General features: G+C 70.4%; 4 protein-coding genes. All 4 read left to right on the forward strand.

Translation table 11 applies throughout. The annotated features are described in order from the left end of the window. The coding region (locus RMO12_RS14265) for a GTP-binding protein (protein ID WP_309639793.1) at positions 1 to 192 on the forward strand (192 nt) is incomplete at its 5' end. Positions 193 to 822: 630 nt separating this feature from the next. Next, on the forward strand, positions 823 to 1,293 hold the full coding sequence (locus tag RMO12_RS14270; RefSeq protein ID WP_309639794.1) for a cytochrome c: 471 nt from the start codon (positions 823 to 825) through the stop codon (positions 1,291 to 1,293). A gap of 4 nt (positions 1,294 to 1,297) precedes the next feature. Continuing rightward, positions 1,298 to 1,846, forward strand: a complete 549-nt coding sequence (locus RMO12_RS14275; protein ID WP_309639795.1) for a TlpA disulfide reductase family protein — start codon at positions 1,298 to 1,300, stop codon at positions 1,844 to 1,846. Positions 1,847 to 1,914: 68 nt separating this feature from the next. Further along, a partial coding sequence (locus RMO12_RS14280; RefSeq protein WP_309639796.1) for a MarR family transcriptional regulator occupies positions 1,915 to 2,269 on the forward strand: 355 nt, incomplete at its 3' end.

Below are 2,269 nucleotides of genomic sequence, written 5' to 3' on the forward strand. Positions count from 1 at the left end.
GCCGAGCACCAGCGCCAGCGGCTGGTGGTGCAGGGCGTGCAGAGCCTGCTGCAAATCAATGGCGGCTCGCTCTGGCGTGCGCGCGAGCCGCGCCGCACGGTGCTGGTGTTCATCGGTCAGCGGCTCGACCGCGCCTGGATCCTCGGCGCGCTGCGCATGTGCGAGGCGGGCTACGTGGCCGAGCCGCCATGAGGCCCCGCGACGCTCACGCCGGTTTCAGTGGCGGGGCCGGGATGAAGCGTCTTGCCGCAACGACGAGGCCGTTCGCTTGCGGCCCATTGAGTCTTTGCTCCTTCCCTCGCTGGGGGAAGTTCGGGATGGGGCCAGCCGTCGCAGCGCAAACCCGCGCTTGGTCCGGATGCGCCGGGCGGGCCGCGCTAAGCCGCGCGCGGGTGGGCGGCTGTGCTCCAGAAGCACCACCGTGTCTTGCAAAGCCGTGGGTGGGCGCGGCGGGCTCCGCGACTGTGCGGCGCCGAGGAGCGGAGCTCGCGGCTCCAACAGCGCCTGCGCGCTGTTGGGCGGCCGGAGCGGCCTCCGGCCAAGCCCAGAAAGGGCCTCGGGGTTGCCGAGCCGCAGGCGAGGTCGAGCGCTTTGTTTGAGCACCGTTGACTGCGCAGCGGGCGTCGCGCAGCGGGGGTTCGCTCACTTCGCGCAGCGAAGTTATGCAGCGGGTTTGTGGAGTTCGACGCGGTCATTGGGATGAGCCGCCACGCTCACCTCGTGTGCTGCCTACGGAGGGCGTGCTTGGCGCCGTTGGGGCGACGCTACATGTCCTGAGGCCGGCCGATGCAGACTCGCGGCATGCGTGAACAAGGGTCCGTTGTGAAGCATGTCGATGCCTGGTTGTCGAGCGTGTTACTGGTCTACATCGCCGCCGTGTTGACCTGGGCGGCGCTGCGGCCACCGGCGGCAGAGCGCATCGACGCCGACAGCCCGGCGCTGGTGGCCTGGGGCAAGACGGTCTATGCGACGCACTGCGCCGCTTGCCACGGTGCGCAACTCCAAGGCCAGCCCGACTGGCGCCGCCCGGGGCCCGACGGCCGCCTGCCGGCGCCGCCGCACGACGAGTCGGGGCACACCTGGCACCACGCCGACCGTGAGCTGATCCGCGTGGTGCAGCGCGGCCTAGTGGCGGGTGAGGACCGGCCGCCCGACTACCAGGGCAACATGCCGGCCTTCGCCGCGGCGCTGAGCGACGCGGAGATCGTCGCGGTGCTGTCGTTCATCAAGAGCAGTTGGTCGTATGACTACCGCGCCTGGCAGGAGCGCGCCAGCGGCTCCGCGGCGCATTGACATCATGGTGCGAGCCCAACGTGCGTTGACGATCGTGCTGGCGGTGCTTGCCGTCGCGCTGAGCTGGCGCTTGTTCGGTCCCCGGCCTACCGCGCCACCGGCCACGCCGACGCCGGCTTACCTCGAGGCCAAGGGCAACGCGCTGTTCGCGGCGTCGCTGCGGCAGTTCAACCCCACCCTCGTGCCGCTGCGGCTGTACCGGGGCCAGCCGCTCGTCGTCTATTTCTGGGCCAGCTGGTGCGTCCCCTGTGCCGAGGAGGCGCAGGCCTTGCAGAGGCTCTATGCCAAGCGCCGCGCCGACGGGTTGGTCGTGCTGGGCATCGGGGTCGACCAGTCCGACCGGATCGAGCGCTTTGCCAACGACCAGCAGATCGACTTTCCGGTGTTCGTGGGCGGCGCCGAGGGCATAGCGCTGTCGAAGCGGCTGGGCAACCTGCGCGCGGAGATGCCGTTCGCGGCGGCAGTCGATCGGCAAGGGCGCGTGGTGGCGGTTCAGCTCGGCAAGTTCAAGCCTGATACACCCGATGCGCTGGCCGCCGCCGCGCTGCGTTGAGGCCGACGCATTTGCCGGGATTGCCTGTGCGCGCGCCGCGTGCAGGGCGCAACGGCGAGAATCGTGTGATGAGACTCGATCGCTCCTCCTTGAATGCCGCGAAGGCCGCCCGGCCCGCATCGAACGCGTCGTTGCGGCTCGATGACCAGCTGTGTTTTGCGCTCTACGCGGCCACCAACGCCATCACTCGCGCCTACCGCGCGCCGCTCGCGCGGCTGGGCCTCACCTACCCGCAGTACCTGGCGATGCTGGTGTTGTGGGAGCACGGCGCGCAGTCGGTCAAGAGCCTCGCCGCGCGCCTGGACCTGGACTCGAGCACGATCACGCCGCTGGTCAAGCGGCTTGCCGAGGCCGGGCTCGTCGCCCGCGAGCGCGACCCGCTCGACCAGCGCAGTCTGCACATCGAGCTCAGCCATGCCGGAC

The organism is Methylibium sp., assembly GCF_031393925.1.
In the GTDB taxonomy this organism is placed as follows: Bacteria; Pseudomonadota; Gammaproteobacteria; order Burkholderiales; family Burkholderiaceae_C; genus Methylibium.